Source organism: Staphylococcus casei (assembly GCF_030294405.1).
In the GTDB taxonomy this organism is placed as follows: Bacteria; Bacillota; Bacilli; order Staphylococcales; family Staphylococcaceae; genus Staphylococcus; species Staphylococcus succinus.
In genome coordinates, this window is the sequence record NZ_CP125718.1 from 1408356 (window position 1) to 1433918 (window position 25563).

A 25563-nucleotide genomic window follows, 5' to 3' on the forward strand; every position below is an offset into this window, starting at 1 on the left:
TTGTACTGGGAATTTTTATGCTATATTTATCTTTAATAGCTACATATTTATTTCATAATACTATGTTCTTGAAAACATTAGACAACCTTGAACATTATTATGATAGACAGATTAATATATTAATTAAAAAGGAAGATATTTTTGAAAAATGATAATTTAGACCCATTAATACTAGTAGGTTTTATGGGAACTGGTAAAACAACATTAGGTGAATATCTTGCTAAAAATAATAACCTTTCTTATGTTGATTTAGATGCCTATATTGTACAACAACAACAGAAAACAATACCTGAAATATTTGAACAAAGTGGAGAAAGTGGTTTTCGGAAATTAGAGCATCATTGCTTAAAAGAATGTATTTCACATTTTGATATCATCTCTACAGGTGGTGGTATCATTGAAGGAAATGATTCTTTTGATCTTTTAAAGCATTTAAAACATGTGATTTGGTTAGATTGTGATTTGGAAGTCATCTATGACAGAATAAAAAATGATAGTAATCGACCAAATGCAAATAATAAATCTCTTTTTGAATTAAAAAGCTTGTATTCATCTAGAGTTTCAAGATATAATGAAATCGCATTCATCAAATTGAATAGTAATAAGCCTCTTTCAGAGTTGCAACATGGGATTATGGAAGAGTTAATGTGCGAATGATCAATATTAGAGAGAATGGTATGTTGTAATTCATTATGACATAATGCCATCGCCGAAGGTGCAAGTTTAACGAAACTCTCAGGCAAAAGGATAATATTGTGACGCATTCCTGGAAAATTTAAACAGGGTAGACTACGTTGTCTACCCTGTTTTTTTATTATAAATATTAGGAGGTTTCTTCATGTCTAACGAACTAAAACGAACACCACTTTATCAAAACTTTGTTGATGCTGGGGCTAAAATTGTAGAATTTGGTGGCTGGGCCATGCCAGTTCAATTTTCAAGTATTAAGGAAGAACATAATGCTGTTAGAACTGAAATGGGCGTATTTGATGTCAGTCACATGGGAGAAATTCTTATAAAAGGCCCTGATGCCAAACACTTGGTACAATATTTGCTTTCGAATGATACTGAGCAATTAACGACAACCAAAGCGCAATATACTGCATTATGTAATGAAAGTGGCGGTATCATTGATGATTTAATTACATATATGCTTGAAGAAGATACGTATTTATTAGTTGTTAATGCAGGTAATACTGAAAAAGATTTTGAATGGATGAAGCAGCATGCAACTGAATTTGATGTTGAAGTTATCAATGTTTCAAATGAATATGGCCAACTAGCAATTCAAGGACCAGCCACTCGTGAATTTGTTAAAGCGCATGTTGATGTTGAAGTAACAGATATGAAGCCTTTTGATTTTAAACAAGGTGTTAAGTTTTTTGATAAAAATATAATGCTTTCACAATCTGGTTATACAGGTGAAGATGGATTTGAAATTTATTGTAAAGCAGAAGATACGCCACATTTATGGGGAAAATTATTGGAAAATAATATTCAACCTTGTGGTTTAGGTGCAAGAGACACATTGCGATTAGAAGCCGGATTACCATTGCACGGACAAGATTTGAATGAAAGTATCTCACCCTATGAAGCTGGTATAGGTTTTGCTGCTAAACCACTCATAGAGGCTGATTTCATTGGAAAAGAAGTGTTGAAAGATCAAAAAGAAAATGGTTCAAACCGCAGAACTGTTGGAATAGAAATGATAGAAAAAGGTATACCGAGAACAGGCTATATCGTTTATGATTCAGAAGAAAATGAAATAGGAGAAGTCACTTCTGGTACGCAATCTCCATTGTCTGGCAAGTCTATTGGATTAGCTTTAATTGATCGTGAAGCTTTTGAAATGGGGAAAGAAGTCATTGTACAAGTAAGAAAAAGAAAAGTTAAAGCAAAAATTGTTAAGAAAAATCAAATCGCTAAATAATTCAAAGGGGTGTTACTGTGAGTCATCGATATATACCGTTAACTGAACAAGACAAAAAAGAAATGTTAAATACGATTGGCGCAAATTCTATTAGTGAGCTTTTTGGAGATGTGCCAAAAGAAATATTGTTAGATAGAGAATTAGCAATTCCAGATGGAGAAGCTGAAACGACACTAACTAAACGATTGAATAGAATTGCAAGTAAAAACATTACTAAAGAGACGCATACATCATTCTTAGGGGCAGGTGTATATGATCACTATACACCATCAGTTGTAGATGCAATGATTTCACGCTCAGAATTCTATACTGCATATACGCCATATCAACCAGAAATCTCACAAGGCGAATTACAGGCAATTTTTGAGTTTCAAACATTAATATGTGAATTAACTGACATGGATATCGCAAATTCTTCAATGTATGACGGTATCACAAGTTTTGCTGAAGCATGTATTTTAGCATTCAATCAAACGCGTAAAAATAAAATTGTAGTATCTAAAGCGCTGCATTATCAAGCTTTGCAAGTATTACACACTTATGTGAAAACACGTGACGAATTTGAAGTAGTAGAAGTTGATTTAGATGGTACAATCACGGATTTAGATAAATTAGAAAAAGCAATCGACGATGATACAGCCGCAGTTGCTGTACAATATCCTAATTTTTATGGATCAATTGAAGACTTAGAGAAAATCCAATCATTTATAGAAAATAAAAAAGCATTATTTATTGTGTATAGTAATCCTCTAGCATTAGGTTTATTAACACCACCAGGTAGTTTCGGTGCTGATATCGTTGTTGGAGATACACAACCGTTTGGTATTCCAGCACAATTTGGCGGGCCACACTGTGGATTCTTTGCAACGACTAAGAAATTAATGAGAAAAATACCGGGTCGTTTAGTTGGTCAAACAGAAGACGCTGATGGGCATAGAGGGTTTGTACTTACTTTACAAGCGCGCGAACAACATATTCGACGAGATAAAGCGACTTCAAATATTTGTTCGAATCAAGCATTAAATGCTTTAGCTTCGTCTATTTGTATGTCTGCATTAGGCAAACAGGGAATATATGAAATAGCTGAGCAAAATTTTGAAAACGCTAATTATACTAAAGATCAATTTAGAAAAGCAGGTTTTGAAGTGTCAGAAGAAACATCATTTAATGAATTTATTGTGAAATATGACAAGCCAGTGAAAGAAGTTAATGATGCGTTACTTGATGAGGGCATTATTGGTGGATTTGATTTAGGTGAAGTTGTACCTGAATTTGAAAGCCAAATGCTCATTGCTGTGACAGAATTAAGAACAAAAGATGAAATCGATACATTTGTGAAGAAAGCGGGTGAAATAAATGGTAGTAAGTAAATCGAGTCCATTAATTTTTGAACGTTCTAAAAAAGATCGTTATGCGTATTCGTTACCTAAGAAGGAAATTGAAAATGATGCAGTCAATCATTTATTAGATGAAAAATTCATTCGAAAAAATAAAGCAGAATTGCCCGAAGTATCGGAATTAGATTTAGTTCGCCATTATACAGAGCTTTCTAATAAAAACTTTGGTGTAGATTCAGGTTTTTATCCATTGGGTTCATGTACAATGAAATATAATCCAAAAATAAATGAAAAAATTGCTAGAATACCTGGATTTGCTGAGTCACATCCACTGCAGGATGAATCACAAGTTCAAGGGTCGTTAGAAATTATTTATAGCTTACAAGAAGAGTTAAAAGAAATTACAGGAATGGATGAGGTTACTTTACAACCTGCTGCAGGCGCACACGGTGAGTGGACTGCTTTAATGATTTTTAAAGCATATCATGAAAAAATTGGAGAAGGGCATAGAGATGAAGTTATCGTACCTGATTCAGCACATGGTACTAATCCAGCATCTGCTGCTTTTGCAGGATTTAAAGCAGTTACGGTGAAGTCAAATGAGCGTGGTGAAGTCGACATAGATGATTTAAAACGCGTAGTCAATGACCATACAGCTGCAATTATGCTCACAAATCCCAATACATTAGGTATTTTCGAAAAGAACATTATGGATATACGTAACATTGTTCATGAAGCTGGTGGCTTACTTTACTATGATGGTGCAAATCTGAATGCAATTATGGATAAAGTTAGACCAGGGGACATGGGATTTGATGCAGTTCATTTAAATTTACACAAAACATTTACAGGGCCACATGGCGGTGGAGGCCCTGGATCTGGACCGGTAGGCGTTAAAAAAGAACTTGCCAGTTATTTACCAAAGCCGATGGTTATTAAAGAAAATAATGAATTTAAATACGATAATGATATTGAAAATTCAATTGGTCGCGTCAAACCATTTTATGGTAATTTCGGGATTTACTTAAGAGCATACACTTATATACGTTCCATGGGTAATAAAGGCTTAGAAGAAGTATCGGAAGCGGCTGTATTGAATGCAAACTATATTAAAGCACGTTTGAAAGATCACTTTGAAATTCCGTATGAACAATATTGCAAACATGAATTTGTACTTAGCGGATCTAAACAAAAAGAGTATGGTGTGCGTACGTTAGATATGGCGAAACGCTTATTAGATTTTGGTGTTCATCCACCTACAATATATTTCCCATTAAATGTTGAGGAAGGTATGATGATAGAACCAACAGAAACGGAATCTAAAGAGACATTAGATTACTTTTGCGATACAATGATTCAAATTGCTAACGAAGCACAAGAGGATCCAGACAAGGTACTGGAAGCGCCTCACACGACAATTATTGATCGTTTAGATGAGACAAAAGCTGCACGTCAACCAATATTGAAATTTGAAAATTTACGTTCTGAAAAAGAGTGATAGTTTAACTCTATATAATGATTAATCCAACTCAAACAGGGTGTATTCAATCTTCAACTGAATACACCCTGTTTGAGTTGGGCTAGTTTAGGATAATGGTTTGATACACTGTTCAACTGAAAAGACAGTTACATATAGCAAAAAGCGATAGGTTTCCATTTACTAGGAAACCTATCGCTATTAGACTGTAATACTATCGTCATATATCATTCAATTATAATAAATTGATATAACTTATTTTTTTGACTTAATTTTACCAGTCCATTTTTTGTAACCGCCTTTTAACATGTAAATGTCTGTATAACCATTTTTCTTTAACGTACGAGCGGCACGATAACTGGAAATTCCATTGGCATCACAAAGGTATATAGGTTGATCTGTTCTCAAACCTTGATATCTTTGTTTAAACATAGTGATTGGAATGTTACGAGCACCATTAATGTGTCCGTATTCATAATCAACCTTTTCTCTTACATCAATAACTTGAGCTTTGCGCAAACCATTATGGAATTCATTTTGGTTTAATTCTGTGACTGCTCTCTTGTTAAGAAGATAATTGATTAGCATGTAAGCGATGATTATTATTAAAACTGCTAACGCTATAAACCAAAAATTACTCATCTTGCATCCTCCCTAATTAACCGATATTATATATTATAAGACTGTTAGCACAATTTATCAAAATATTTTATTCTGATACCCAAGGTAATGCTGACAAACTTGACAATTATTGCAAACGATAACATAAAATAGCAATTATAACAATTTAATTTTTCGATTGGAGTTTTTAGTGTGACTGAGACATGGAATTTTATAAATACAGGAAGCAATGATCCATATTATAATATGGCGATGGATGAAGCGTTACTCAATTTCGTATCAAGAGGTGAAATTGACCCAGTAATAAGGTTCTACACATGGAATCCTGCAACTTTATCTGTTGGTTATTTCCAAAGATTGACTAAAGAAATAGATATTGAAAAAGTAAAAGCAAAAGGTTATGGCATGGTTAGACGTCAAACGGGCGGTAGAGGCGTGCTACACGATAAGGAACTCACATATAGTGTTATTGTTCCAGAATCACACCCGGAGATGCCATCTACCGTTACAGAAGCATATAGAGTTATTTCGGAAGGGCTGTTAGAAGGATTCAAATTATTGGGCTTCGATACTTACTTTGCTATTCCACGTTCTAAAGAAGAACGAGAAAAATTAAAGCAGCCTCGAAGTGCAGTGTGTTTTGATGCGCCAAGTTGGTATGAATTAGTTGTAGAAGGTAGAAAAATCGCTGGTAGTGCTCAAGTACGTCAAAAAGGCGTTATTCTTCAACATGGCTCATTACTTCAAGATGTAGATGTAGATGATTTGTTCGATATGTTTAAATTTAAAAATGACCGTCTGAAAGATAAAATGAAACAAGCGTTTGTAGAAAAAGCTGTTGCCATCAATGATATTTCTAATCGTCATATCACCATTGAAGATATGGAAGTGGCTTTTGAAGAAGGATTTAGAAAAGGGTTGAATATAGATTTTAAGCCGCTTGAATTAACACAACAACAACAGAATGAAATCAAGGAATTGACTGAGAAATATAAAGCTGACGAATGGAACTATCGTAAATAAAGATGTTATAAAAATCTGTGACATTATAAAAAGTGGTCGAAGTATACATGACTTCGACCACTTTTTATATGATATGGATTATCTTTTTTTATTTTGTTTTCTATATTTTCTTTGTGCGCGTTTATATTTCCTCTGATCTTCTGTTAAAAAGAAGAAATAGTATATTAAATATATAATTCCTGCAAAAATTGCGAAACTAATTGCCATACTCACAAAGCTAAATAAAAACGCATCTAAATTAAGCACTAAGCCTACTATAGCAATCGCAATCACTATATAAAATAAAACCTGTTTCACTTCTAACACTCCTATTTAATTGTTACCTTTATCCATTTGTCATACTGATAGATGATAATGACTTTTGGCCTTTTTCAATCTTTTTCTTATCTTTAGCATTATAGCCATCACGAATATCTGTCATTGCAGAGTTAAGTTCTTTGTTCAATTTACTGATGTTTTTGTTTTTTGCTTTGTCATCAGCACTCATTTTTTCTTTGTCGATGTCGTTGCTATAAGTTGTTTTTGCAGTGTCAATCTTATTCGTAATATCAGTGAGTTTGTTTTGAATCTCTTTATTACCTTTGTTTTGCGTGACATCACTTTCAATCTGATTATATTGATCAAGTGCTTTAGCTATATTTTGGTAATATGTAGAAGCAGCTTTCAAATTTGTAACTTTCTTTTTATTACTTTTGGCTTTACTTAAATTGTCTTTATCTTTCTGTAAGGAATTCAGATTTGTTTTTTCTTTACTGATATTTTGCTTTAAGTCCTGAATATTACTTTTTAGCTTATGATTATCATCACGTAGTTTGGTTGTTTTTTCTTCTAATGGCCCTAAATTTTGACTCCCACAACCAACTAATAAACATGAAGCACTCATTATAGCTACAATTTTTTTCTTCATTATATATATTCTCCTAATTCAAAAACTATAATTTTTTATTATATATATGCTATCATTTTAATGTATATAAGGAAAATGTACAAATTAATTGAATAGGAGGAAGACAGATGACTAGAATAGAAAAACTAAATTCTGCCTTAGAAGCAAAACATTTAGAAGCTGTAGTAGTATTAACGGATTTTAATAGAAGATATTTATCAGGTTTTACAGGCACAAGTGGTGCGCTAATTATTACAAAAGAGCATAAATTATTGATTACAGATTTTAGATACATAGAGCAAGCCACTACTCAAGCGCCAGGATTTGAAATTATCAAACAAAGTGGTGCTTTAATCGATGAGGTGAAAGCGCAACTAGAAAGCTTGAATGTGCAAAATGTGGGGTTTGAAGGTCATCTTGTGAGCTATGATACCTATTTACAATTAAGTAAGTCATACATCAGTTTAATAAGCATTTCTGGATTGATTGAAAAAATCAGAGAAGTTAAAGATGATTCTGAAATTGAGCTTATACAAAAAGCTTCCGAGATAGTAGATGAAACATATGAATATATTTTAACAGTTGCACAAGCAGGCATGACAGAGCAACAACTTAAAGCGAAATTAGAAAGCAAGTTACTAGAACTTGGCGCTGAAGGCACATCTTTTGACACAATTGTCGCTTCTGGACATAGAGGAGCTTTACCACATGGTGTTGCCAGTGAAAAAGTCATTAATACAGGCGAACTTATCACTTTAGATTTTGGAGCTTATTACAAAGGATATTCTTCAGATATAACACGTACGTTCGCAATAGGTGAACCAGACCCTAAACTTAAAGAGATATATAATATAGTATTAGAAGCTAATATGAAAGGTATAGCGGCGGCTAAAAAGGGAATTACAGGAAAACAATTAGATGCTGTGGCTAGAGATTATATAGCGTCACAAGGATATGGTGATGCGTTTGGTCACTCATTAGGACATGGCATCGGTTTAGATGTTCACGAAGGGCCTAATTTATCGAAAAAATCAGAGTCTAAATTAGAAATAAACAACTGTGTTACAATTGAACCCGGCATTTATTTAGATGGTTTAGGCGGCGTTCGTATAGAAGATGATATTTTAATTACAGAAAATGGCTGTGAATGCTTTACTAAATGCTCTAAAAACCTTATTATTTTATAGAAGACCTTATAATCGAGGAGGAAACTGAATGATTTCGGTGAATGATTTTAAAACAGGCTTAACAATATCAGTAGATAATGCAATTTGGAAAGTTATAGACTTCCAACATGTAAAACCAGGTAAAGGATCAGCATTTGTGCGTTCAAAATTACGTAATTTAAGAACTGGTGCGATTCAAGAAAAAACTTTTAGAGCTGGGGAAAAAGTTGAGCCAGCAATGATTGAAAACCGTCGTATGCAATACCTTTATGCTGACGGAGATGTTCATGTATTTATGGACAATCAAACTTTTGACCAAACTGAGCTACCAGAAGATTACTTAGAAAATGAATTGAAATATTTAAAAGCTAATATGGAAGTTCAAATTCAAACTTATGAAGGTGAAACAATTGGTATTGAATTACCTAAAACAGTTGAACTGGAAGTTACAGAAACTGAACCTGGTATCAAAGGTGATACTGCTAACGGGGCAACTAAATCCGCAACGGTTGAAACTGGTTATTCACTAAACGTACCTTTGTTTGTTAACGAAGGTGACGTACTTTTAATTAACACAGGTGACGGTAGTTACATTTCAAGAGCTTAATCATAAAGTTTATTTGAATATTTGGTTAGCGCTTTGAGTTAATAGTAAGAGTATTAAACCTTTCCAATTACATGTGTTTTGGAAAGGTTTTTATTTTATGACAATCTCACTCAAAGTGACATATGTTTAGATTAATAAACGACTATTATGGTAAATACGCGTCATAATAGATATTACTTCATTACGACCTACTGATATATGTTGATAAATTCCAAAGCAATGATTGAAATAAACTACTCCAGGTTATCATGTATATCACTAAATCAAAACGAAAGTAAGGCCAAATATAATAATATTTGTTAACGTTAACAGTAAAATTAATGAAACACTTATAAATAGAACGCTATTTAAGATAATCTCTTTATTATAGAAAGTATGTATATGCTTGAATTGAACATTTCACTAAAGTAAAATAAAATAGGTAAATGATAACAATCTAAAGGAGTCAGAATTTATGAATTTTAAAGAAATTAAAGAATTAATAGAAATTCTTGATCAATCTAGCTTGACTGAAATTAATATAGAAGATAAAGGTAATGTCGTTAATTTAAAAAAACAAAAAGAAACTGAAATAATCACACCACAAATTAATCAACAACCAATGCAACAAGTTGCAACTCAACAAGGTGTAGCATCAGCTCCTGTTGGATCACAAGAATCAGACAATACACAAAAAAGTAGTACTGCAGATGATTCACAAACAATAAATGCACCGATGGTTGGAACATTTTATAAATCTCCTTCTCCAGAAGAAAGTGCTTATGTACAAGTAGGTGATTCCGTTACTAATGAATCTACGGTATGTATCTTAGAAGCAATGAAACTATTTAATGAAATACAAGCCGAAGTAACTGGAGAAATCACTGAAATTTTAGTAGAAGACGGTCAAATGGTAGAGTATGGCCAACCGTTATTTAAGGTGAAATAATGAATAAAATTTTAATTGCAAATAGAGGAGAAATTGCGGTAAGAATCATTCGTGCATGTCATGACTTAGGAATACAAACTGTGGCCATCTACTCAGAAGGAGATAAAGACGCGTTACATACTCAAATTGCTGATGAAGCATATTGCGTTGGCCCGACTCAATCCAAAGATTCTTATCTTAATATCCCAAACATATTGTCTATTGCTACTTCTACGGGTTGTGATGGTATCCATCCAGGATACGGATTTTTAGCTGAAAATGGTGATTTTGCAGAATTGTGTGATGCTTGTCAACTGAAATTTATCGGTCCAAGTTATGAATCCATTCAAAAAATGGGGATTAAAGATGTAGCTAAAGAAGAAATGAAACGTGCAGAAGTACCCGTTGTGCCAGGTAGTGAAGGTTTAGTTGTTGATATTCAAGACGCTAAAAACATTGCCAACAAGATTGGTTATCCAGTTATCATCAAAGCAACAGCTGGTGGTGGTGGGAAAGGTATCCGCGTAGCTAGAGATGAAAAAGAATTAGAAACCGGCTTTAAAATGACCCAGCAAGAGGCTGAAACAGCATTTGGTAATGGTGGGCTTTATCTAGAAAAATTCATAGAAAACTTTAGACATATCGAAATACAAGTGATTGGCGACAGCTTTGGTAATGTTGTACATTTAGGAGAACGTGATTGTACGATTCAACGTCGTATGCAAAAGCTTGTGGAAGAAGCGCCATCTCCTATATTATCGTCAGAGCAACGCCAAGAAATGGGTAACGCGGCTGTAAGAGCAGCAAAAGCTGTTAACTATGAAAATGCAGGTACGATAGAATTTATTTATGATTTGAATACCAATGACTTCTACTTTATGGAAATGAATACTCGAATCCAAGTAGAGCATCCGGTAACAGAAATGGTAACAGGGATAGACTTAGTGAAATTACAACTAAAAGTTGCTATGGGTGAAAAGTTACCGTTTAAACAACAAGATATTCAAATCAACGGACATGCTATTGAATTCCGAATTAATGCGGAGAATCCATATAAGAACTTTATGCCATCTCCAGGGCAGATCACACAATATTTAGCTCCAGGTGGTTTTGGAGTCAGAATTGAATCTGCATGTTATACTAATTATACGATTCCTCCATATTATGATTCTATGGTAGCAAAATTAATCGTTCATGAACCAACTAGAGACGAATCAATTATGACAGGTTTGCGTGCATTAAATGAATTTCTAGTATTAGGTATTGATACTACAATTCCATTCCATATCCGTCTATTAAACAATGATATTTTTAGAAGCGGAGAGTTTAATACTAAGTTTTTAGAAACTTATAATATTATGGATGAACAAACTGAATAGGAGGCGTGTGACATGGTCAAAGTTTCTGAAACCTCACATTCCAACTTGGGAAAAATAGAAATAGCGCCAGAAGTATTGGCAGTTATAGCTAGTATTGCAACAGCAGAAGTTAAAGGCATACAAGGTCATTTTAAAGAATTACGAGATATGAATATTGAGAGTATTAGTAAAAAGCAACTCAATAAAGGCGTAAAAGTTGATGCTAGAGAAAATGGTATTTTTATTGATGTGTATTGTGCTTTGAGTTACGGAGTTAATATATCCGCTACAGCTAAAAATATACAACAAGCTATTTTCAACTCTTTAACAACAATGACTACAATCGAACCAAGTCAAATCAATGTCCATATTACACATATAGAACCAGAAAATTAAAATTAAATAAAGCAAATTTACTTTAAAGTCATTGAGTGAAGTATCAGTATATAATGATTATTTATATATCGTTGACTTCACTAATGATTTACAAATAATACAATGCTTGAAGGAGTTTATAATGAGTCGAAAAGAATCCAGAATGCAAGCCTTTCAAACTCTATTTCAACTTGAAATGATGAATAGTGATTTAACAATTGAAGAAGCGATTAGTTTCATTAAAGAAGAAAATAAAGATTTAGATTTAGAATTTATTAATTGGTTAGTCACAGGTGTTAAAGATCACGAAACAGTTTTAGATGAAAAAATCCAACCGCATTTAAAAGATTGGAAATTAGAGCGTTTATTAAAAACAGACCGTATTATTTTACGTATGTCAACATTTGAATTGTTACATAGTTCAACACCACAAAAAGTAATCATAAATGAAGCTGTTGAATTAGCAAAACAATTCAGCGATGATGATCATTATAAATTTATCAATGGTGTATTGAGCAATATTGAATAAAAGAGTGATACAATATGTCAGATTATTTAAGTGTTTCAGCAATAACTAAATATATAAAGTATAAGTTTGATCAAGACCCGCATCTTCAGTCAGTATTAATTAAAGGTGAGTTATCTAACTTTAAAAAACACAGCAGTGGTCATTTATACTTTAATGTCAAAGATAAAAATAGCGTCATTAGTGCAATGATGTTTAAAGGTAATGCTTCTAAAATGGACTTTGATCCTAAAGAAGGTGACGAAGTTCTCTTGGAAGCACGTGTTTCTGTGTATGAGCGTAGAGGTAATTATCAAATTTATGTTAATAAAATGCATATAGATGGTGTAGGAAACTTATATCAAAAATTAGAACAACTTAAGAAAAAGTTAACTAAAGAAGGCTTTTTTGACCAAAGTCAAAAGCAATTAATTCCTAAGTTTCCTAAAAAAATAGCTGTTTTAACAGCAGGAACTGGTGCAGCTATTAGAGATATTCATACTACAATTAATAGTAGATATCCTTTAGCTGAACAAATACAAATCAATACATTAGTTCAAGGGGCTCAAGCCAAGAATGACATTATTGATAAGATTCAACAAGCGGATGAATTAAATGTTGATACAATTATTATCGGCCGCGGTGGTGGTTCTATAGAAGATTTGTGGAATTTTAATGAAGAGGACGTTGTTAAGGCAATCTATAATTGTGGGACACCAGTTATTTCTGCAGTCGGCCATGAAACAGATTATACATTAAGTGATTTTGTGGCTGATGTCAGAGCTGCTACGCCAACACAAGCAGCAGTCATTGCAACGCCCGATCAATACGAACTACGTCAATACTTAAAGCAAACAAATTTATCGCTTACACGCTTTATTAAACAACACTTACACCAACAGCGAAAGCACTTAGAGCATGTATCCTCTTATTATAAATTTAAAACACCGACATTGTTGTATGACCAACAAATACAAAAACGAGATGATTTGGAAAAACAATTAAAGCTAACAATTAATCAAAATATTAATAATGAGCAACAGCGTTTAGAATTGTTGAAAAATCAGTTTAATTTAAAAAAATTTAAAGCTAGTATTAACAGAGAACAGTTAACAACAAAGCAAAGATATAATGAATTAAATAAAGTGATGCATAATTATTTTATCAATCAAAAAAATGACTTGGCTAGGAAACTAGAAGGATTAAATAACCTAAGTCCTACAAATACAATGTTACGTGGTTATACGATTGTGAATAAAGGTGACGATGTAATTACGAGTACAAACGATTTAAGTGAAAATGATAACATTGTATTAACAATGAAAGATGGCGTTGTTGATGCACAGGTTAAGAAAGTAAGGTGTAATGATGAGTAATAGTAATACCCAAAGTTTTGAAGAAATGATGAAAGAACTGGAAGATATTGTTCAAAAACTTGATAACGAAAATGTATCATTAGAAGAATCTTTAAATTTATATCAACGTGGAATGAAATTATCAGCTACTTGCGATGAAACTTTGAGAGACGCTGAAAAAAAAGTAAACGAACTCATGTCTGACGATGATGCCGAGAAAGAAGTAGATAACGATGAATCAAAAGATTAATCATTTAACAGAAGAAATTAATCAGCTACTTGCAACATCGATAGAAGCATCTTTACTTGATACTAATTTAGAAGAGAGTATGCGTTATTCATTAAATGCAGGTGGTAAAAGAATTAGACCTGTATTATTACTTTTAACTTTAGATATGTTATCCAAGGATTATAAATTAGGGGTTTCATCAGCGCTCGGTTTAGAAATGATTCATACGTATTCGCTGATACATGACGATTTGCCGGCCATGGATGATGATGATTATCGTAGAGGAAAACTCACAAATCATAAAGTGTTTGGTGAGTGGAAAGCGATTCTAGCTGGCGACGCATTATTAACTAAAGCGTTTGATGTGATTATAAATGATACAACACTGAATGATGCGATTAAAGTTAAGCTTATCCGACGCTTATCATTTGCTAGTGGACATTTAGGTATGGTTGGTGGTCAAACATTAGACATGCAAAGTGAAGGTTCTGCAATTGATCTTACTACGCTAGAACAAATACACAATGCTAAAACAGGTGCATTACTCAAATTTGCTGTCATGGCAGCAGTTGATATTGCTGAACCAGAAAATTTAGTGGCTACTGCTTTAGAACAATATAGTGAGCATTTAGGTTTAATGTTTCAAATTAAAGATGATTTGCTCGATATCTATGGTGATGAGCAAAAATTAGGTAAAGCAGTAGGTAGTGACATTGAGAATGATAAAAGTACGTATGTATCATTATTAGGTCGTAGTGGTGCAGAAGATAAATTAGCATACCATACTCAAGCGGCACATCAGTGCTTAGCCCAATTACCTGATTGTTATAATACAGAAAATTTAGAAGCTATTATACAACTTTTTAATAACAGAGAATCTTAAAACGTTTGATATGCATCATTTATAATCGAAGATATGTTTGGTTTAAACATATATCCATCAAGTGAAAATCATACTGCGTCAATGTAGTATGGTTTTTTATTGTTTGTAATTTATAAATGATTTAATAATTATTCATCAATTTTCTAAAAATTCTTAAATTTCAGTGCAGTTATGGTACTTTTATCTAGTTAATAAGCACCTCTATTCACCAATAATATGCGTAATAACAGTTTGTGTTGAGTAAAATTACAGATGAACTTTAGTAGTAGTATTAAAAACCATGTGTTAAAATCAATGTATAAATATTCGTTTACAGAGGTGTATGACATGGCTAAGAAATCAGTAAGACATATAAAAATACGAGAAATAATCTCGAATGAAAAAATAGAAACTCAAGATGAATTAGTAAAACGTTTAAATGAATATGAATTGAATGTGACACAAGCTACAGTATCTAGAGATATTAAAGAACTTCAACTCATAAAAGTCCCAACTCCAGCCGGACAATATGTTTACAGTTTACCTAATGATAGAAAATATCACCCTCTAGAAAAATTAGGGCGTTATTTAATGGATTCTTTTGTTAATATCGATGGTACAGGAAATTTATTAGTATTAAAAACATTACCGGGTAACGCACAGTCTATCGGTGCAATTTTAGATCAAATTGACTGGGAAGAAGTCTTAGGAACGATTTGTGGCGACGATACATGTCTAATTATTTGTAGAGACGAAACAGCAAGTGAAAATATTAAAACACGCATCTTTAATTTATTATAAATATAAGGAAGTGATTTAAGGATGTTGCAGACCTTATCCATTAAACAATTTGCAATCATTGATGAGCTGGAAATACACTTTGGCGACGGTTTAACCGTCTTAAGTGGTGAAACTGGTTCAGGAAAATCTATCATCATCGATGCTATTGGCCAATTAATTGGAATGCGTGCTTCTTCTAATTATGTAAGACATGGTGAAAAAAAAGCTGTTATTGAGGGCGTATTTGATATTGATGAAAGTAAAGAGGCTATTTCACTCTTGCATGATTTATCAATAGATGTAGATGAAGACTTTTTATTAGTAAAAAGAGAAATATTTAGTTCAGGCAAGAGTATTTGTAGAATCAATAATCAAATCGTAACCTTGCATGATTTAAGGAAAATCATGCAAGAATTATTAGATATTCATGGGCAGCATGAGACACAATCTTTACTAAAGCAAAAATATCATTTACAGTTACTTGATAATTACGCTGAAAATACGTATACATCAATATTAAGTACTTATGTTATGACTTTTGATAAATATAAAGCTAAAAAGAAAGAACTTGAAGATTTAGAAACAGCAGATCAAGCGTTGCTTCAAAGATTGGATTTGCTTAAATTTCAACATGAAGAAATTAAAGAGGCACAATTAATTGATGGGGAAGTGGATAAGCTAGAAGCTGACATCAAGCGAATTCAAAACTCTGAAAATTTAAGCTTAGCATTGAATAACGCGCATCTCACTTTAACAGATGAACACGCAATTACAGATCGCTTATATGAATTGAGTAATCAATTACAGTCAGTGAGTGAAATTTTACCAGATAAATATGATCGCTTAAAAGAAGATGTTGATCAATTCTACTATACATTAGAGGATGCCAAACATCAGTTGTACGATGAAATAACGAATACAGAATTTGATGAACAGTATCTCAATGAATTAGAAGAAAGAATGAACGTCTTAAACAACCTTAAAAGAAAATATGGTAAAGATGTTAATGAACTGATTACTTACCAAGATAAATTAGAAAATGAAATTAATAAAATAGAGAATTACGAAGAAAGTACCTCACAATTGAGAGATGAAATTGACACACTCTACAATGAAATTATGGAGATAGGGCAACAATTGTCACAACAGAGGAAAATTGTTGCCAAAACCCTTCGTGACCATATTGTTGATGAAATACAGAATCTTCAAATGAAAGATGCTAATTTAGAAATTTCGTTCCAACCTTTAGATCAGCCTAACCGTGAAGGTATTGAATATGTAGAGTTTTTAATTAGTCCTAACAAAGGAGAACCACTTAAAAGTTTAAATAAAATAGCGTCTGGCGGGGAACTTTCTAGGATTATGCTTGCACTTAAATCTATATTTGTTAAATCAAGAGGACAGACAGCAATACTTTTTGATGAAGTAGATTCAGGTGTTTCGGGCCAAGCTGCTCAGAAAATGGCTGAAAAAATGAAAGACTTAGCTCAACATATTCAAGTAATTTGTATCTCTCACTTACCGCAAGTTGCAACAATGAGTGACCATCATTTACTGATTAGTAAGGCAGCTCATCATGATAGGACGACGACGCAAGTTAAAGAACTTACGGGAGAAGAAAGAATTGATGAAGTAGCAAGAATGATATCTGGTGCGAGCGTCACAAAATTAACGCGCCAAAATGCGAAAGAGATGATTGATCAAAATCATTTGCAAAATCAATAGGTGTACTCAACAGCGCTATAAAATTTAGTCTAGCAGTTGCTTTATAAAATTAGAAAGGTGTTGATTTAAATGCAATACCAACATTTAATTGAACATTCCGAGACATTAGACGGTAACGTAGCTATAATTTATGCCAATGATGAAAAAATGCTATCCGTCGTTATGTCGGCACTCACTATGACAAAAATAGACGTTTTTCTTTATGATACACAAGACCCGACTGAAATCATTAGATCATTTGATGTAGATGCACAGCTCCTCAATAGAATTCATATCTTAACGTATGAAGATGAATATCACATGTTTAAAGCCTGTGCTGAAGATTTATCAAGAGGTAAGGTTAATTTACTTATGAAAGGTAATTTGAAATCCTCAACGATGTTATCATTTATCCTGAGTAATCGAAATTTTATAAGCGATCGTGGTTTTATAAACCATGTTGCGTGTTTTAATATTCCAAATTATCATAAGACTTTGATGCTGAGTGATGTAGCACTTAATCATATGCCAACAGTAGAGGAAAAAAAGCAAATTATAAAAAATTTAGCGAAATTCAGTGAAGATTTAGGCTATCAACAGTTCAAAGTGGGCTTATTATCTTCTGTGGAAACACCATCAAGAAAAATCCCTTCCTCTACAGATGCGGAAAAAATTAAGTATACGTTTAATAGGGACAATAGTACTCATCTTATTGTGGACGGTCCACTAGCATTTGATAACGCTATAAGTATGGAAAGTGTTATTAAGAAAAATGTAAAATCCTCTGTAGCTGGGGATGTGGATGCTTTGATCGTTCCCCACATAGATGTTGGGAATGCATTATATAAATCTTTCATATACTTTGGTAATGCAAGTGTTGCAAGTCTAGTGTTAGGCGCAAAATTTCCAATTGTACTTACTTCTAGGGCAGATAGTAAGCAAAATAAATTAGAGTCTTTATTATTAGCACTTAGAGTGATTAGTTAGTTTTTAGTTAAATTTAAAATAGTTAATAATTTTAATTAAAAATAGGTTTTTAATTTTATAACTCAGTTATTTGATGTAAACTATAAGAGGATATAATAGATCAATGAATCACTTTTTGATTATAGAAGGTGGTTTCATTGCTATGTTTAAAATAAATGGATTACTGACCTTGGTGTAATAATCCGGTGACAAACTATTCCATTATGATACTGAAATGTATCATATGTTTAAACGTAATGTACTAAAAGCGGCTACGTTTTAAGATGAAACAATGATCGTAGTATGACTGAGCGCTTATTTTTTAACGTTAAATAAGTGATATTATTCATTCTATATAGATGAGTAATCATGTTTCTCGGTGAGTAAGAAATATAACTTTAGCAGTCCGCATATTATTTATAAAAAATGCATATGACTAAGCTAAAACAAATAGTTAGGAGTCAAAACATGTCAGAAGAACAATATGACTTAGTAATACTTGGTGGTGGTACAGCAGGCTATGTATCTGCAATTAGGGCGTCGCAACTTGGAAAAAAGGTTGCGCTTGTTGAAAATTCACTGCTGGGTGGTACTTGCTTACATAAAGGATGTATACCTACAAAAGCACTTTTAAAATCAGCAGAAGTGATGCAAACAGTAACGAAAGCTAGTGAATATGGTATAGATATAGATGCGTTCAAATTAAATTTTGCGCGTATACAAGAACGTAAAAATGAAGTGGTTAACCAAATGTATAATGGTGTGAATCATTTAATGAAACATAATAAAATTGATGTATTTAATGGAACAGGACGTATTTTAGGGCCATCCATTTTTTCACCCCAAAGTGGAACGATTTCAGTAGAGTATGAAGATGGAGAATCAGAATTAATACCTAACAATAATGTATTAATTTGTACTGGTTCTACACCAATGGCACTACCATTTTTACCATTCGACCATAATGTAGTGTTATCTAGTGATGACATTTTAAAAATTGAAAAACTACCACAATCCCTTGCAATTATCGGTGGCGGAGTTATAGGTTTAGAATTTGCATCATTGATGAGTGATTTTGGCGTTGAAGTTTCAATCATAGAAGCAGGCGAGCGTATTTTACCAACGGAGAGTAAATCAGTTGCACAAACATTGAAAAAGGACTTAACTAAACGTGGTGTTACTTTTTATGAAAATACTCAGTTGTCAGCAGATCATATCAAAGTGGAAGACAACCAAATTACAATCACTTTAAATGATAGCGATGTGATTTTTGAAAAGGCCTTAGTTTCAATTGGTCGTAAACCTAACACAGATGATATTGGTTTAAATAATACTAAGATTAAGTTAACAGATAAACAGCATATTATTGTAAATGAATATCAACAAACTGAAGATGCTCATATATATGCTGCTGGTGATTGTATTGGTCAGTTACAATTGGCACATGTAGGTTCAAAAGAAGGTATTATCGCAATTGAGCATATGTTTGATGCATCCCCGTTGCCAATTGATTATAATAAAATGCCTAGATGTATATATACTCAACCGGAAGTAGCAAGCATCGGTAAAAATATTGAGCAAGCTAAAGCGGAAAACAGTAAGGCACGTTCTGTTAAAGTGCCATTTAAAGCAATAGGAAAAGCTGTCATTGAAGATACGAAAAACCAAAGCGGTTTTTGTGAAATTGTAATCGATCAAGAAACGGATACTGTATTGGGACTTAATATGATAGGACCACATGTTACAGAACTTATCAATGAAGTATCTTTACTCCAGTTTATGAATGGTTCAACATTAGAACTTGGATTAACAACACACGCACATCCTTCTCTATCTGAAGTATTGATGGAATTAGGCTTGAAAGTGGAAAATAGATCGATTCATGTTTAATTAAGGAGGAATCAGCATGTTTGATTATAAATCAGTAGGTCTTGACAAAGCAGACTTACAAGCAATGTATAAATGGATGGATTTAGGACGAAAAATTGATGAACGTATGTGGTTATTAAACCGCGCGGGCAAAATACCCTTTGTTATAAGCTGTCAGGGCCAAGAAGCAGCCCAAATAGGCATGGCATATGCAATGGAAGAAGGAGATATTTCTTCACCATATTACCGAGATTTAGCGCTTGTAACTTATTTAGGCATGACACCTCTGGAAACAATGTTGTCTGCGTTTGGTAAGCGAGATGATATTAGCTCGGGTGGTAAACAAATGCCATCACATTTTAGTAAAAGAGAAAAAGGTATACTTTCACAAAGTTCACCAGTAGGTACACAAATTGTACATGCTGTTGGCGCTGCATTGGCTTTAAAAATGGATAATAAATCCAATATCGCAATGACAACAGTGGGTGAAGGAAGCTCAAATCAAGGTGATTTTCATGAAGGTTTAAATTTTGCTGGTGTTCACAATTTACCATTCATATGTGTGATTGAGAACAATAAATATGCAATTTCAGTTCCTAATTCATTACAATATGGTGCAGAAAAACTATCAGATCGAGCTATCGGTTATGGTATGCATGGTGAAACAGTGGATGGAAATGACCCTATTGCAATGTATAAAGCGATGAAAGAAGCGAGAGAACGTGGCTTAAATGGTGGTGGATCAACACTTATTGAAGCAATGTGTACGAGAATGACCGCACACTCTTCTGATGATGATGACAAATATCGTACGAAAGAAGAAAGAGATGAATTAAAATCTTTAGATTGTAATCTTAGATTCAAAGAATTTTTACTTGAAGAAGGAATTATTGATAATAATTGGTTATCAGAAATTGAAAAAGAACACAAAGATATTATTAATCAAGCTACCAAAGAAGCTGAAAAAGCACCTTATCCATCGCCAGAAGAAACATATACACATGTATATGAAGAAGGGAGCATAAATAATGGCTAAATTATCTTACTTAGACGCTATCCATCAAGGCTTAGACCAAGCAATGGAAAAGGATAATGATGTATTTATCTTAGGAGAAGATGTAGGTAAAAAAGGTGGCGTATTTGGTGTTACTTTAGGCTTACAAGAAAAGTATGGAGAAGCACGTGTGCTAGATACACCATTGGCAGAATCTAATATTGTAGGTACGAGTATTGGTGCTGCAATGTTAGGCAAGCGACCAGTTGCAGAAATTCAATTTGCAGAGTACATTTTGCCAGCTACTAATCAAATCATGAGTGAAGCTGCAAAAATGCGTTATCGCTCTAATAACGATTTCCATAGTCCAATTACGATTCGTTCGCCATTTGGAGGAGGTATTCATGGTGCACTTTATCATTCTCAAAGTGTAGAATCCATTTTTGCCTCTACACCAGGCTTAACAATTGTAATTCCATCATCACCATATGATGCTAAAGGGTTACTTCTTGCATCTATTGAGTCAAATGACCCAGTATTATACTTTGAACATAAAAAAGCTTATCGCTTGCTTAAAGAAGAAGTTCCGGAAGCATACTATACGGTACCAATTGGAAAAGCAGATGTGAAACGTGAAGGTGATGACATCACAGTATTTACATATGGATTATGCGTGAATTATTGCATCCAAGCTGCTGATATGTTGTCGGAAGATGGTATCAATGTTGAAGTGGTTGATTTACGTACTGTCTATCCATTAGATAAGGAAACAATTATTGAAAGAGCCAAATTAACAGGTAAAGTGTTGCTTGTAACTGAAGATAATTTAGAAGGCAGTATTATTTCGGAAGTTTCTGCCATTATTTCTGAAAATTGTTTGTTTGATTTAGATGCACCAATTATGAGGCTTGCAGGACCTGATGTACCTTCAATGCCTTTTGCACCGACACTTGAAGACGAGTTTATGATTAATCCCGATAAGATAAAAATTAAAATGCGAGAACTTGCAGAATTCTAAGGAGGCACAATCATGGAAATTAAAATGCCTAAACTTGGCGAAAGTGTGCATGAAGGTACAATCGAACAATGGCTTGTCTCTGTAGGCGATACTGTTGAAGAATACGACCCTTTATGTGAAGTTATTACAGATAAAGTGACAGCAGAGGTACCATCATCTTACGCTGGAACAATCAAAGAAATTGTAGTAGAAGAAGGTACAACTGTTGAAGTAGGACGCGTAATATGCCATCTTGATACTGGTGAAGAACCCGTAAAAGATAGCACAACAGATGATAACAATGACACACCTAAAGAAACAACACCAACTGATACTTCATCTGAACACAAAAGCGCAGCGAATGGAAATGAAGCTAAAAATAATGGCCGATATTCGCCAGTAGTCTTTAAACTTGCTTCGGAAAATCAAATTGATTTATCCCAAGTTATAGGTACAGGCTTTGAAGGACGCGTAACTAAAAAGGATATTGAGAAAGTAATCAAAGAAGGTACAAATAAGACACCATCAACAGCAGTTGCGCCTAAAGATTCACCGAAAGTGACGCATCAAGCAAAATACAATGAACCTTCTCCTGGCTCTTCAATACCAGTTAATGGTGTACGTAAACAAATCGCTCAAAATATGGTGAACAGTGTGAATGAAATTCCACATGCTTGGATGATGGTTGAAGCTGATGCAACAAACCTAGTAAAAACACGTAATCATCACAAACAGAGTTTCAAAGAAAGTGAAGGATATAACTTAACTTTCTTTGCATTCTTCGTTAAAGCTGTCGCTGAAGCATTAAAAGCATATCCATTACTAAATAGTAGTTGGCAGGATTCAGAAATTATTATGCATAAAGATGTGAATGTTTCTATTGCAGTGGCAGATGAAGATAAATTATATGTGCCAGTGATTAAAAATGCAGATGAAAAATCAATTAAAGGTATTGCACGCGAAATTAATGAACTTGCGCAGAAAGCACGTAACAAAAAATTACGTTCGGAGGACATGCAAGGCGGTACATTTACAGTAAATAACACTGGAACTTTTGGTTCTGTATCATCAATGGGTATCATCAATCATCCTCAAGCTGCAATTTTACAAATTGAGTCAGTGATCAAGAAACCCGTTGTAATTGATGATATGATCGCAATTCGCAATATGGTCAATTTATGTCTATCGATTGATCATCGTATATTAGATGGTTTACAAGCAGGTAGATTCATGAATTTTGTCAAAACACGTATTGAACAATATTCAGTTGAGCATACAAGTATTTATTAAATTATTTTACGTTTTTATAGCACAATCTAACCCATATTAAAATACGCGCTTCGATAAATAAGTCGAAGCGCGTATTTTTTAAATGATATTAGTTACCTATATTTATGTTATGTTACCCTTAATAGTTAAATATTTAAAACAAAAACTTTTATTAAGGACAGTTCATTCAATGATAAAAATACAAATTATTAACCTTTAATTTTCGATTTTAAATTCAAAATTTTTTCTAGTGAAGACATGACTAGAATGAACAATTTTCACGTGGATTATCTTTAATTTTTAAATCAATTGCAAATTTATTTAATCAGACTAAACACACATGTTGAACTATTGTATATATATTAGTAGAATTAAAGTAATAATTATGAAATGAAAGGTGACGTTATTATGGATTTGAATTTTGATTTATATATGACTGATGTTGTTAATCAAGCACGAAATGAAATTGAAGAAGCAGGTTATGAGCAATTAACAACTGCTGATGAAGTTGATAAAGTATTACAACAACAAGGAACTACATTAGTAATGGTGAATTCTGTATGTGGTTGTGCTGGAGGTATTGCAAGACCAGCAGCTACGCATGCCTTACATTATGATAAATTACCAGACCGTCTTGTTACAGTTTTTGCGGGACAAGACAAAGAAGCAACGCAACAAGCTAGAGATTATTTTGAGGGTTATGCACCATCTAGCCCATCATTCGCATTAATTAAAGACGGCAAAATTGCACAAATGATTGAACGTCATCAAATTGAAGGTCATGATGTAATGGATGTTATTTCACAATTACAAAACTTATTTGATTCATATTGTGACGAAAGATAGGGAGTGAATATGAAGCGTTTAAATCCATATCGAATCGGATTTAGAACGATCAAGACTGCAATCGGTATGGCACTAGGGATCATTATTGCAAAATTAATAGGGCTAGATAATTTTGCTTCTAGTGCAATATTAGTTGTGCTTTGTATTAAACATACAAAAGTGCATTCTGTCCAAGCGATTGTGTCTCGTTTTGTATCTTGCCTTATGATACTCGCTCTCGGTTCATTAATTTTTAATTTATTAGGGCAACATGCGATTGTTTTAGGGCTAATCGTATTATTATTTATCCCACTTACAGTCGTTTTTAATGTACAAGAAGGTGTAGTCACTAGTTGTGTCATTTTACTACATGTCTTTAACGCTAAAATCATAGATATGCACTTAATTTTTAATGAAATTCTATTATTGGTCATAGGTTTAGGGATTGCATTTTTAATGAATTTAATTATGCCAAGTTTAGATAGCACCTTAAAACAATATAAACAACAAATTGAAGATCAATTTACATCTATTTTTGAAACATATAGTAAGACTTGTCAAAATCCAAGTCAAACTTTAGATATATCTTTTGAAAATTTAAAATTCACAATTAGAAAAGCGAAATCTATAGCATTTAGAGATGTTAAAAATCACTTTGTCCGTAATGAAAATTCTTATTATCATTATTTTGATATGAGAGAAGAACAGTTAGAATTATTACGCAGAATGGCTTTAATGATTCAAAATATAGAAACGAAGGATTGCCTATTATCCAAGCTATCTGCTTTGTTTGCAGAAGTTGCAAGTAATGTGAATAGCAATGATTATACTGTCTTAAGGTTACACTCATTATATGAAATACGGTTAGAAATGAATGACCTTGAACTACCTGACTCTCATGCATCATTTAGGACCCGTGCTAGCTTAATACAGCTTATTAACGAACTTGAAGAGTACTTAGTCATAAAATCACAATTTGGTTCACTAGTTTTGCATAATGATGCTAAAGCAACTTACTTATAATAAATAAAAAGTAACTTCGATTATCATTTCGAGGTTACTTTTTTTATTGGTTAAGAAGAAAATAGGGGTTAGCATATTAAGAGAAGAAAGAATTAAAACCACAAATCATTCATAGGAGTAAACGAAACATCAATATTTAATAAGATGCATCTTTACAGTAATAGAATAAAATGTGGTTATTGTTAAGTTATTTAATTAATAAAAAGACTCGATTCGATGTATACTTATAAAATTTAATACTTAGTTTACCAATGGAACTACACTTGTTAAAACTAAGGCAAGTATAACAGCTATTAACATCACTACGATAATAACTCTCAACACTTTGTTATTACTCAAAGGTTATTCCTCCAAATCCTAAATATATTAGATAATAGTACATTAATGGCAATATTATTTACTTATCTATACAGCATTTACCATTGTATTATATCATAGGATGAAGTTAAATTAGAAACAGATTAGTTTTGATTTATTCGATATTTCGATATACTTAAA

27 protein-coding genes, 1 pseudogene and 1 riboswitch are annotated in these 25563 nt (G+C 33.0%); of the genes and pseudogenes, 24 read left to right on the plus strand and 4 right to left on the minus strand.

All coding sequences use genetic code 11. The annotated features are described in order from the left end of the window. Window positions 1–141: 141 nt before the first annotated feature. From QMO72_RS06880 to gcvPB, 4 genes are all read left to right on the plus strand, one after another. Window positions 142–657, plus strand: a complete 516-nt coding sequence (locus tag QMO72_RS06880) for a shikimate kinase (protein WP_103266286.1) — start codon at window positions 142–144, stop codon at window positions 655–657. Further along, a riboswitch (glycine riboswitch) is annotated at window positions 654–761 on the plus strand. It overlaps the preceding gene by 4 nt. Window positions 762–838: 77 nt before the next feature. After that, on the plus strand, window positions 839–1930 hold the full coding sequence (gene gcvT / locus QMO72_RS06885; RefSeq protein ID WP_103266287.1) for a glycine cleavage system aminomethyltransferase GcvT: 1092 nt from the start codon (window positions 839–841) through the stop codon (window positions 1928–1930). A gap of 17 nt (window positions 1931–1947) precedes the next feature. Then, on the plus strand, window positions 1948–3300 hold the full coding sequence (gene gcvPA / locus QMO72_RS06890) for an aminomethyl-transferring glycine dehydrogenase subunit GcvPA (RefSeq protein WP_103266288.1): 1353 nt from the start codon (window positions 1948–1950) through the stop codon (window positions 3298–3300). Then, a complete protein-coding gene (gene gcvPB / locus QMO72_RS06895) occupies window positions 3287–4765 on the plus strand; it encodes an aminomethyl-transferring glycine dehydrogenase subunit GcvPB (RefSeq protein WP_103266289.1) in 1479 nt (492 codons plus the stop codon). The genes gcvPA and gcvPB overlap by 14 nt, the downstream gene beginning before the upstream one ends. A 234-nt stretch (window positions 4766–4999) precedes the next feature. Here gcvPB and QMO72_RS06900 read toward each other — a convergent pair whose 3' ends face one another. Next, on the minus strand, window positions 5000–5386 hold the full coding sequence (locus QMO72_RS06900; RefSeq protein ID WP_046836533.1) for a rhodanese-like domain-containing protein: 387 nt from the start codon (window positions 5384–5386) through the stop codon (window positions 5000–5002). Window positions 5387–5557: 171 nt separating this feature from the next. On the opposite strand from QMO72_RS06900, the gene QMO72_RS06905 reads away from it, so the two are divergent. After that, window positions 5558–6388: a lipoate--protein ligase family protein gene (locus QMO72_RS06905; protein WP_103266290.1), complete on the plus strand. Its 831-nt coding sequence runs from the start codon at window positions 5558–5560 to the stop codon at window positions 6386–6388. 78 nt (window positions 6389–6466) lie between these two features. Here QMO72_RS06905 and QMO72_RS06910 read toward each other — a convergent pair whose 3' ends face one another. Beyond that, on the minus strand, window positions 6467–6685 hold the full coding sequence (locus QMO72_RS06910; protein WP_046836531.1) for an SA1362 family protein: 219 nt from the start codon (window positions 6683–6685) through the stop codon (window positions 6467–6469). 28 nt (window positions 6686–6713) lie between these two features. Beyond that, window positions 6714–7295: a hypothetical protein gene (locus QMO72_RS06915; protein WP_103266291.1), complete on the minus strand. Its 582-nt coding sequence runs from the start codon at window positions 7293–7295 to the stop codon at window positions 6714–6716. 107 nt (window positions 7296–7402) lie between these two features. Here QMO72_RS06915 and QMO72_RS06920 point away from each other — a divergent pair, with 107 nt between their 5' ends. From QMO72_RS06920 to QMO72_RS07005, 19 genes and pseudogenes are all read left to right on the plus strand, one after another. Then, complete coding sequence (locus QMO72_RS06920) at window positions 7403–8461, plus strand: M24 family metallopeptidase (protein ID WP_103266292.1); 1059 nt, start codon at window positions 7403–7405, stop codon at window positions 8459–8461. A 28-nt stretch (window positions 8462–8489) separates the two neighbouring features. Further along, the gene (gene efp, locus QMO72_RS06925; RefSeq protein ID WP_103266293.1) at window positions 8490–9047 is read left to right on the plus strand and encodes an elongation factor P; all 558 of its coding nucleotides are present in this window, start codon (window positions 8490–8492) and stop codon (window positions 9045–9047) included. A 454-nt stretch (window positions 9048–9501) separates the two neighbouring features. Then, on the plus strand, window positions 9502–9975 hold the full coding sequence (accB, locus tag QMO72_RS06930) for an acetyl-CoA carboxylase biotin carboxyl carrier protein (protein ID WP_103266294.1): 474 nt from the start codon (window positions 9502–9504) through the stop codon (window positions 9973–9975). Further along, window positions 9975–11333 carry an acetyl-CoA carboxylase biotin carboxylase subunit gene (gene accC / locus QMO72_RS06935; RefSeq protein ID WP_069823977.1) on the plus strand — a complete coding sequence of 453 codons (1359 nt, stop codon included), beginning with the start codon at window positions 9975–9977 and terminating at the stop codon, window positions 11331–11333. The genes accB and accC overlap by 1 nt, the downstream gene beginning before the upstream one ends. Window positions 11334–11345: 12 nt before the next feature. Next, on the plus strand, window positions 11346–11708 hold the full coding sequence (locus QMO72_RS06940; RefSeq protein ID WP_103266295.1) for an Asp23/Gls24 family envelope stress response protein: 363 nt from the start codon (window positions 11346–11348) through the stop codon (window positions 11706–11708). A 31-nt stretch (window positions 11709–11739) separates the two neighbouring features. Further along, window positions 11740–11805 (plus strand): annotated as a pseudogene (locus tag QMO72_RS14100) (hypothetical protein); the annotation flags it as partial. A gap of 24 nt (window positions 11806–11829) precedes the next feature. Then, the gene (gene nusB / locus QMO72_RS06945) at window positions 11830–12216 is read left to right on the plus strand and encodes a transcription antitermination factor NusB (RefSeq protein ID WP_046836524.1); all 387 of its coding nucleotides are present in this window, start codon (window positions 11830–11832) and stop codon (window positions 12214–12216) included. Between the two features lie 14 nt (window positions 12217–12230). Then, window positions 12231–13568, plus strand: coding sequence for an exodeoxyribonuclease VII large subunit (gene xseA / locus QMO72_RS06950; RefSeq protein WP_103266296.1), 1338 nt, complete (start codon window positions 12231–12233; stop codon window positions 13566–13568). After that, window positions 13561–13797 carry an exodeoxyribonuclease VII small subunit gene (locus QMO72_RS06955; RefSeq protein ID WP_069823980.1) on the plus strand — a complete coding sequence of 79 codons (237 nt, stop codon included), beginning with the start codon at window positions 13561–13563 and terminating at the stop codon, window positions 13795–13797. The genes xseA and QMO72_RS06955 overlap by 8 nt, the downstream gene beginning before the upstream one ends. Beyond that, the gene (locus tag QMO72_RS06960; protein ID WP_103266297.1) at window positions 13781–14659 is read left to right on the plus strand and encodes a polyprenyl synthetase family protein; all 879 of its coding nucleotides are present in this window, start codon (window positions 13781–13783) and stop codon (window positions 14657–14659) included. Before QMO72_RS06955 ends, QMO72_RS06960 begins: the two co-directional genes overlap by 17 nt. A gap of 327 nt (window positions 14660–14986) precedes the next feature. Continuing rightward, entirely contained in the window at window positions 14987–15439 is a 453-nt protein-coding gene (gene ahrC, locus QMO72_RS06965) for a transcriptional regulator AhrC/ArgR (RefSeq protein ID WP_046836520.1), read from the plus strand. A gap of 21 nt (window positions 15440–15460) precedes the next feature. Beyond that, window positions 15461–17143 carry a DNA repair protein RecN gene (gene recN / locus QMO72_RS06970; protein ID WP_103266298.1) on the plus strand — a complete coding sequence of 561 codons (1683 nt, stop codon included), beginning with the start codon at window positions 15461–15463 and terminating at the stop codon, window positions 17141–17143. Between the two features lie 69 nt (window positions 17144–17212). Beyond that, a complete protein-coding gene (locus tag QMO72_RS06975; RefSeq protein WP_103266299.1) occupies window positions 17213–18109 on the plus strand; it encodes a phosphate acyltransferase in 897 nt (298 codons plus the stop codon). A 447-nt stretch (window positions 18110–18556) separates the two neighbouring features. Further along, entirely contained in the window at window positions 18557–19978 is a 1422-nt protein-coding gene (lpdA, locus tag QMO72_RS06980; RefSeq protein ID WP_103266300.1) for a dihydrolipoyl dehydrogenase, read from the plus strand. A gap of 16 nt (window positions 19979–19994) precedes the next feature. Beyond that, window positions 19995–20993 (plus strand): thiamine pyrophosphate-dependent dehydrogenase E1 component subunit alpha, encoded by a 999-nt coding sequence (locus tag QMO72_RS06985; protein ID WP_103266301.1) that lies wholly within the window; start codon window positions 19995–19997, stop codon window positions 20991–20993. Then, complete coding sequence (locus QMO72_RS06990; RefSeq protein ID WP_046836515.1) at window positions 20986–21969, plus strand: alpha-ketoacid dehydrogenase subunit beta; 984 nt, start codon at window positions 20986–20988, stop codon at window positions 21967–21969. Before QMO72_RS06985 ends, QMO72_RS06990 begins: the two co-directional genes overlap by 8 nt. Before the next feature lie 12 nt (window positions 21970–21981). Continuing rightward, entirely contained in the window at window positions 21982–23238 is a 1257-nt protein-coding gene (locus QMO72_RS06995; RefSeq protein ID WP_103266302.1) for a dihydrolipoamide acetyltransferase family protein, read from the plus strand. Between the two features lie 387 nt (window positions 23239–23625). Then, a complete protein-coding gene (brxB, locus tag QMO72_RS07000; protein WP_046836513.1) occupies window positions 23626–24063 on the plus strand; it encodes a bacilliredoxin BrxB in 438 nt (145 codons plus the stop codon). Window positions 24064–24072: 9 nt separating this feature from the next. Then, the gene (locus QMO72_RS07005) at window positions 24073–25065 is read left to right on the plus strand and encodes an aromatic acid exporter family protein (RefSeq protein WP_103267430.1); all 993 of its coding nucleotides are present in this window, start codon (window positions 24073–24075) and stop codon (window positions 25063–25065) included. A 240-nt stretch (window positions 25066–25305) separates the two neighbouring features. Here the strand turns inward: QMO72_RS07005 and prli42 are convergent, their stop codons facing one another. Beyond that, window positions 25306–25404: a stressosome-associated protein Prli42 gene (gene prli42, locus QMO72_RS07010; protein WP_153019309.1), complete on the minus strand. Its 99-nt coding sequence runs from the start codon at window positions 25402–25404 to the stop codon at window positions 25306–25308. Window positions 25405–25563 lie beyond the last annotated feature (159 nt).